Origin of the sequence: Amycolatopsis sp. SID8362 (genome assembly GCF_010550475.1) — a bacterium.
GTDB classification, from domain to species: domain Bacteria; phylum Actinomycetota; class Actinomycetes; order Mycobacteriales; family Pseudonocardiaceae; genus Amycolatopsis; species Amycolatopsis eburnea.
Genome location: NZ_JAAGNB010000869.1, coordinates 1 through 7,706, shown reverse-complemented (window position 1 = coordinate 7,706; position 7,706 = coordinate 1). Strand labels below are relative to the sequence as shown.

At 72.9% G+C, this 7,706-nt stretch carries 7 protein-coding genes and 1 pseudogene; 6 read left to right on the top strand and 2 right to left on the bottom strand.

Features of this window, described 5'->3' with window-relative positions:
* Positions 1-286, bottom strand: a pseudogene (locus G3I65_RS27230) (amidohydrolase); the annotation flags it as partial.
* A gap of 113 nt (positions 287-399) precedes the next feature.
* Here G3I65_RS27230 and G3I65_RS27225 point away from each other — a divergent pair.
* The 4 genes from G3I65_RS27225 to G3I65_RS27210 all read left to right on the top strand — a co-directional run bounded on the left by G3I65_RS27225 (position 400) and on the right by G3I65_RS27210 (position 4,944).
* Positions 400-942: a hypothetical protein gene (locus G3I65_RS27225; protein ID WP_203612520.1), complete on the top strand. Its 543-nt coding sequence runs from the start codon at positions 400-402 to the stop codon at positions 940-942.
* A complete protein-coding gene (locus tag G3I65_RS27220; RefSeq protein ID WP_160698645.1) occupies positions 851-1,744 on the top strand; it encodes an ABC transporter ATP-binding protein in 894 nt (297 codons plus the stop codon). Before G3I65_RS27225 ends, G3I65_RS27220 begins: the two co-directional genes overlap by 92 nt.
* Positions 1,734-2,552, top strand: coding sequence for an ABC transporter permease (locus tag G3I65_RS27215; protein ID WP_160698644.1), 819 nt, complete (start codon positions 1,734-1,736; stop codon positions 2,550-2,552). Before G3I65_RS27220 ends, G3I65_RS27215 begins: the two co-directional genes overlap by 11 nt.
* Before the next feature lie 85 nt (positions 2,553-2,637).
* Entirely contained in the window at positions 2,638-4,944 is a 2,307-nt protein-coding gene (locus G3I65_RS27210) for a bifunctional diguanylate cyclase/phosphodiesterase (RefSeq protein ID WP_160698643.1), read from the top strand.
* Here G3I65_RS27210 and G3I65_RS27205 read toward each other — a convergent pair.
* A complete protein-coding gene (locus G3I65_RS27205) occupies positions 4,941-5,783 on the bottom strand; it encodes a cyclase family protein (protein WP_160698642.1) in 843 nt (280 codons plus the stop codon). The two genes, G3I65_RS27210 and G3I65_RS27205, sit on opposite strands and share 4 nt — an antisense overlap.
* 98 nt (positions 5,784-5,881) lie before the next feature.
* Here G3I65_RS27205 and G3I65_RS27200 point away from each other — a divergent pair, with 98 nt between their 5' ends.
* A complete protein-coding gene (locus G3I65_RS27200) occupies positions 5,882-6,304 on the top strand; it encodes a DUF5709 domain-containing protein (protein ID WP_375336722.1) in 423 nt (140 codons plus the stop codon).
* 377 nt (positions 6,305-6,681) lie between these two features.
* Positions 6,682-7,706 (top strand): HNH endonuclease signature motif containing protein (locus G3I65_RS27195; protein ID WP_160698640.1); only part of this gene is annotated, 1,025 nt, incomplete at its 3' end.

Below are 7,706 nucleotides of genomic sequence, written 5' to 3'. Positions count from 1 at the left end.
CGCCGAACCACGGCGGCGGCTCGCCCGGCAGCCCCGGCGAGCGGATCAGCGTGACCCCGGCGTCGACGTGCTGGTGCAGCTGCTCCCGGAGCACCTCGCCGTCCATCGGCTGTCCTGGCTCGGTCGCGCCCGGGTGGGTGTGCGCGTCGACCAGGCCGGGCACGAGCCAGCCCTCCGCGACGAGCGTCGCGCCCGGGACCGGGTCGGTGGTCCAGCGGTCGCCGTCGGCGTACAGGTCGGCGTACTCGCCGTGCGGCAGGGCGTACCCCCGGATGCGGACGATCACCACACCGAACGTACCCGCGTACGCAGCCGGTCGTAGCCGCAAGAGCCGTACGTCGGCGGACGACCGCGGCGGCCGGGATCCCGAGGATTGAGGGCGTCGAAAAGGAGGCGTCCATGAGGCTCAAGAGCCAGGCTCGCAAGTGGTGGCTGGTCGGACACATCGTTTCGGCGGGGTTGTGGATCGGGATCGACGCCGTGCTCGGCATCCTGGTCTGCACCGCGCTGCTCACCGACGACCCCGCCGTCCGCGCCACCGGCCTGGAGGCACTCGGGCTGTTCGCCGTGTGGCCGCTGTTCACCGCCGCCGTCCTCACGCTCGTCACCGGTGCCGTGCTCGGCCTCGGCTCGAAGTACGGCCTGGTCCGCTACTGGTGGGTGGCCGCGAAGCTCGCGGTCACCGTCCTGATGGCGCTGCTGATCCTCTTCGCGCTGCGCCCCGGGATCGACGTCGCCACCGAGCAGCCGGAAGGCCTGCTCTACCCCGTGGTCGTCGCCCCGGCCCTGTTGCTGTTCGCCAGCGTCCTCGCGGTCTTCAAGCCGTGGGGCCGCGTCCGGAAGGAGTCCCGTGACCCAGCCAGTGGAAACGACCGCGCTGACGAAGCGCTACGGACCGGCCGCCGCGGTCGAGGACCTGAACCTCTCGGTGCCCGCCGGTGAGGTGTACGGCTTCCTCGGCCCCAACGGCGCCGGCAAGACGACGACGTTGCGGATGCTGCTCGGCCTGATCCGGCCGACCTCCGGCAGCGTCCGCGTGCTCGGCGCCGAACCCGGCCCGGGCAGCCTCACCCGCGTCGGCGCGCTCATCGAAGGCCCCGCGTTCTACCCGTACCTCTCCGGCCGGGCGAACCTGCGGATCCTCGCCGACCACGCCGGCGTGCGGCGGACCCGCGTCGACGCCGTGCTCGACGTCGTCAGCCTGACCGATCGCGCCAAGGACCGGTATTCGACGTACTCGCTCGGCATGAAGCAGCGGCTCGGCCTCGCCGCGGCGCTGCTGAAGGACCCCGAGCTGATCGTCCTCGACGAGCCGACCAACGGCCTCGACCCGGCCGGCATGGCCGACATGCGGGTCACCCTGCGCAAGCTCGCCGCGGACGGCTGCACCGTGCTGCTGTCCAGCCACCTGCTGGCCGAGGTCGAGCAGATCTGCGACCGCGTCGGCGTGCTCGACCACGGCAGGCTCGTCAGCGAGACCACCGTGGCGGACCTGCGGGCGGGCGGCGCGCTGCGCGTCGTCGCGGAGCCCCTCGAGCAGGCCCGCGAGCACCTGCGCCGGCACTACGGCGGCGTCCGCGTCGACGGCCCGGCGCTCGAACTCGACGTCGAGCCCGCGGAAGCCGGGCGCGTGAACGCCGGGCTGGTTGGCGCCGGGTGCGTCGTCACCGAGCTGCGCTGGCGCGAACCCGACCTGGAACAGACCTTCCTCGCCCTGACCGGAGGTACCCCCGATGCTGCGTGACATCCGAGCCGAGCTGCTCAAGCAGTCCCGCCGTCCGGCGAGCTGGCTGCTGCTCGCCGTCGCCGTCGTGCTGACGCTGACCTTCGGCTACGCCATCCCGTACGCCGGCCTGAGCGGGACGACGTCCGGGCCGCCCGGCGCGAACCGCGGGCTGGCCGCGATGCTGCCGGACGCGTTCGTCGGCAGCGCGCTGGGCGGGCTGCCGATCTTCGTCGGCGCCCTCGCGCTGATCTTCGGCGTGCTCGTGGCCGGCAGCGAATACGGCTACGGGACCTGGAAGACGGTGCTGGTGCAGCACCCGTCGCGGATCGCGGTCTACAGCGCGAAGCTGGTGACCGTCGCGCTCGCCGCGCTGGCCGTCGTGCTCGCGCTGTTCGCGGCGGCCGCGGGCGCGAGCGCGCTGGTGGCGGCGCTGCAGGACCAGCCGCTGACCTGGCCGCCGGTCTCCGACGTCGTGCGCGGCCTCGGCGCGGGCTGGCTGGTCACGACGATGTGGGGCGCGCTCGGCGTGCTCCTCGCGATCGGGCTGCGCTCGGTCGCGCTTCCGATCGGGCTCGGCCTGGTGTGGCTGCTCGCCGTGCAGAACCTCTTGGCGTCCATCGCCGCGCCGCTGCTGGACTGGGTCGCGCAGCTGCAGAAGGGGCTGCCGGGGCCGAACGCGGGCGCGCTCGCCGCCGCGTTCGGGGCGAGCGCGCCGGGGGTCGAGCAGATCGTCGGCTCCGGCCAGGCCGCCCTCGTGCTGGCCGGGTACGTGGTCGTCTTCGGCGTCCTCGGCGGCTGGCTGCTGCACCGGCGTGACATCACCTGAACGCCCGGTGCGGTGCGCTTGTGCCCGGTCACACCCGGTGTAGTGTTTGCCGGTCCGACCGGCGGCCGCGACCACGTGAGGTGCCATGACAGTGCGGCGGTACCCGGTCGCGATCGTGCTCGTCGTCCTCACCGCGACGCTGGTCGTGGTCAACGGCTTCGCGTTCTGGGGCGACACCTTCGCGCTGTGGGTCGACGACGCCATGCAGCTGAGCGCCGGGGTGGGCGCGGTCGTCTGCGGCGTCGCCGCCGCCCGGCGGGCACGCGGGCACCAGCGCTGGTGGCGGGTCCTGGTGGCGGTCGGCATGGCGGGCTGGTCGCTCGGGCAGTGCGCCTGGTCGTGGTACCAGCTGGTCGACGGGCGCGGGCTGCCGTCGCCGTCGCTGGCCGACGTCGGCTACCTGAGCTTCCCGGTGTTCGCGCTCGCCGCCCTGTTCACGCTGGCCAGGGCGCGCGTGCGGCCGGACCGCGAACGCTGGCAGCCCGCGCAGTGGACGGCGCACTTCGGCGTCGCGGTGGTGCTCGACGGCCTGATCGTCACCGGCTCGCTGTTCATCCTCACCTGGACCGCGGCGCTCGGGCAGCTGGTCCGCGCGACCGCGCCGGACAAGCTGACCTGGTCCGTCGCCATCTCCTACCCGCTGTCGGACCTGGTGATCGTGGTCGTCGCGGTGCTGCTGGTGGTGTTCGACCGGGTGGACCGGCCGTACCGGGCGAACCTGCTGCTGGCCGCGGTCGGGATCGTCGCGCTGGCCGCGTCCGACAGCGTGTTCGCCTACCTCGTCAGCATCGGCGCGGAGAGCATGAAGCCGTGGTCGGACGGCGGGTTCGTGCTCGGCCCGCTGTTCATCGCCTTCGCGCTGCTGGCCACGCCGGGCACCCGGCGGCGCGACGACGCGAACCAGCCGGTCGGGATCGACTGGTGGCAGCTGGCGCTGCCGTACGTGCCGGTCACCGCGGTCGCGCTGCTGATCACCGTGCAGGTGGTGGCGGGCGCGGGCCCGGACGCCGTCGAAGTGTACGTCGGCGTGCTCGTGGTGTTCCTGGTGCTCGCCCGGCAGCTGCTTTCCCTGCTGGACAACAGGTTGCTGCTGCGCCGGGTGTACGAAGGCCAGCAGCAGCTGACCCACCAGGCCTACCACGACCCGCTGACCGGGCTGGCCAACCGCGCGCTGTTCGCCGACCGGCTGGACCGCGCGGTGGAGAGCGGGCCCCGGCCGCTGGTGCTCATCTTCGTCGACCTCGACGACTTCAAGGAGGTCAACGACCGGTTCGGGCACGCGGGCGGCGACGTCCTGCTGCACGCCGTCGCCCAGCGGCTGCTGAGCTGTGTGCGCGCGGGCGACACGGTGGCGCGCCTGGGCGGCGACGAGTTCGCGATCCTCCTGGAGGGCGAGGTGGACGCCCCGCAGGCCGTCGCCGACCGGATCCAGGGCGTGCTGCGGCGGCCGTTCGCGGTGCACGGCACGCTGGTCCCGGTCCGGGCGAGCATGGGACTGGTGGTGCCGGACCCGGCCGAACCGCTGGTCACGTCGGACGTGCTGCTCGGCCGCGCCGACACGTCGATGTACGCGGGCAAGCGCCTCGGCAAGGACACGACGGTGGTCTACCGCCCCAGCGACGACGGCCCGCCCGACTTCCCGGCGGCCCTGCGCCGCGCGGCCGGCGGCATCCCGGAGGGCTTCGGACTGGTGTTCCAGCCGATCGTCCGGCTGCCGGACGCGACCCCGGTGGCGGTCGAGGCACTGGCCCGCTGGACCACGCGCGACGGCACGTCGGTGTCGCCGGAGACGTTCGTCCGCGCGGCCGAAGGGGCGGGCCTCGGCGCGGAGCTGGACGCGCTGGTGCTGGACCTGGCCTGCCGCGAGATCACCGCGGCCGGCGTGGACCTGACGGTGCACGTGAACGTGTGTGCCAGCCGCCTCGGCGCCGAGACGCTGGAGGAGAGCGTCAGCGCGAGCCTCGCCCGCTACGGCCTGCCCGCGGACCGCCTCGTCGTCGAGATCACCGAGACGGTCCCGGTCCCGGACCTCGCCGCGGGCGCCGCCGCGATCCGCCGCCTGCAGGCCCTCGGCGTCCGGGTGGCGCTGGACGACTTCGGCGCGGGGTACAGCTCGCTGACCGTGCTGCACGCCCTGCCGGTCGACCTGATCAAGCTGGACCGGGCCCTGACGACCGGCATCCAGCCCGACCGCGACGCGGCGCTGTGCCGGTCGCTGGTCGGGCTGTGCCGCGACCTCGAGGTGGCGGTGGTCGCGGAGGGCATCGAGACGGCCGAGCAGGCGGAGCTGGTGACGAAGGCCGGCTGCCCGGCCGCGCAGGGCTACCGGTTCGGCCACCCGGCCCCGTTGTCCTCGCTGCGCCTGTCGGCCGCGCCGCTCAGCGCGGGCTAGCCCGCCGTCACCCCGGGCGGCAGCACCCCGAAGATCGTCGCCGTCGAGCCCGCGCCCCGGCGGTTGATCGGGCCGCCCGCCAGCACCCACGCGCCCGTCGTCGGCAGGGCCTGGAGGTTCGCCAGGATCTCGAGGCTGATCCGGTGCCGCCGGTAGACCAGCTTCGACACCGTGTACGTCTCGTCGGTGCCGACGTCCGGGCTGAACGTGTCGGTCCCGGTGCCGCCGCGGCGGCCGAGCCGTCCCGTGTCGATCAGCCACCTGACCGCTGGGATCGAAAACCCGGGCTGGTGCAGCACGCCGTTGGCGTCGGTGTTCGGGTAGGCGGGGGTGCCCCACTTGGCGTCCCAGCCGGTCCACAGCACGACGACGCTCTCGTCGGGGATGCGCCCGTTGCGCCGCTCCCACGCCTTCAGGTCGTCGATCGTCACCGCGTAGTCCGGGTCGTGGGCCGCCTTCGCTCTTACATCGATCTTGACGGCGGGCCGGAACAGATCGGCCGGGTCCATTTCGTCGGCCAGCGGCTCGCCGGTGTTGAAGTGGCCGGGCGCGCCCCAGTGCGTGCCGGTGTGCTCGCCTTCGCGGACGAACTGCAGGTAGTAGCCGTCGTCGGGGATGGTGGCGATGGTTTCCAGCTCGAAGGCCGGGTCGCCGGGGAAGACGTTGGTCGTCGCCGGGTCGTTGACGTGCGACAGGTTGACCAGGTTCAGCTGGTCGAGCCGCACCGGCGGGGTCGCCGCCGTCTGGGCCGTCTGGGCCGCCTGCGCCGTCCGCCCGGACAGCGCGGCGCCGAACACCCCGGCCAGCCCCGCGGCCAGCACCCTGCGTCTCATCGGCATGGGGATCACCTTTCCCACCAGTGCCGCCCGTGCGGCGGCTCGCACGGTCCTATCACCCAGGCTCGGCGCAGCCAAGGAGTTGCGCGAGGATGGACGGCATGGACGACTCCGAAGACCGCGCCGACGACGGCATCCTCGACCCCGAGGACACATTGGACGACCGCGACGAACTGGCGGAGGGTTATTCCCCACCGGAACGCGCACAGGCAACCGAAGGCTGGGGCACCACCGCCCGCGAGACGGCGGAACGCGAAAGCTGGGAAGCGCGGCTGGCCCGCGAAGTCCCGGACATCTCCTCCGAAGCGGACGGCGACGGCCTCGGCGACAGCGAAGACACCGACGGCGAACTGGTGGACGACGAGGTCGGCGACGTCCGAGCGGGCCGCCTGGTAGCCACCGACGAAGGCTTCGGCGAGGACAGCGACGAGGAACTGTACGCCTCGGACGCAGGCATCGACGGCGGCGCGGCCTCGGCGGAGGAAGCCGCGGTCCACGTGATCGACCCGTCCCGCCGCTGGTGAGGTGAGGGAACGGACCGGGCGTTCGAGGCGCCCGGGCCCGCTTCCGTCGTGCCTTCGGTTCCGGTCGCCGGGCCGGCGCGTCACGAACTCCAGCGCGACTGCGGATCTGGACGTGTGCGAGCACGGCCAACCAGCGTGAACGCTCTCGGTGTCGTCAGCCGCCGTGAACGTCCCCGTCGCCGCGGGTCGGGCCGACGGCGATCGGCAAGAAGTCTCACGCCACAGGTGCTCCACGACGCACTCGGCCGGTATCGGGCCCATTCCGAAAGTCGCGCAGCTCAAGGGATTCGAGGCGTGTTTCCTTGCTCTCGAAGGCTTCTCATCGACCACCTGATCGTGTGATGAACAGGTGTTCGTACGCCCGGTAATCTTGGGGCGTGGACAGAGAAGCGGTGTGGCAAGCGGATGCGGAGGCCTTGGCCGACCGCATCGTTTCGCTGCTCACCGTCGTGCGGTCTGCCGAAGCGGAAATCGGTGCGCTGCTGGTGGAAATCGAATCCCGCGGCGTCCAGGAACTCTTCGGATACCGCACCACCGCACGCCTCTACGAACACCTCGCCGACATTCCGCACGCCGCCGCCAGACGCACCGTCACCCGCGCCCAGGCCCTGCACCCCGCCCACTCCCTCGACGCCACCCCCGCCGTCGCCCCGGCTACCGGCGCCGCCGCGTTGGCAGGTTCCCTGAGCACCCCGATGATCGACACCATCATCGACGCCGTCTCCCGCATCCCCGCCACCCACCGCGACGATGCCGAAGCGGATCTCCTCGCTTTCGCCGCCCAGGGTGGCCACAAGCAGGTGGCTGCCCTGGGTGCCCGGATCCTGGCCCATCTCGACCCCGACGGTCCCGCACCCGAGGACACCGAACCCGCCACCCCCGCGCGCGAGTTGTCGTTGCGCCGAAGACGCACCGGAACCTGGGAACTCACCGGCCGCTTCGACGACGAGACCGGCACCCGCGCCAGCGCCCTGCTGGATGCGTTGGCCGAACGCCGCGGCACCGACGACCTCCGCTCCCCACAAGAACGCTACGGCGACGCGTTCTCCGACGCGGTCGACCTCGCGTTGAACTCCGCCGACCTCCCCGCCCAAGCCGGGGAGCGCGTCCACGTGATGGTCGCGGTCTCCCTGGCGGATCTGAAATCCGGACGCGGCACGGCCACCCTGGGCGACACCGGCGCCATCACAGCTGCCGACGCCCGCCTCCACGCCTGCGACTGCAAACTCATCCCCGCCGTCCTCGGCACCGCCAGCGAACCCCTCGACCTGGGCCGCGCCCGCCGCCTGATCAGCCCCGGCCTCCGCCGCGCGTTGTTCCTGCGCGACCGTGGTTGCGCGTTCCCCGGCTGCCACCGCCCACCCCGGCACTGCCAGGGCCACCACATCCGGCACTGGGCCGA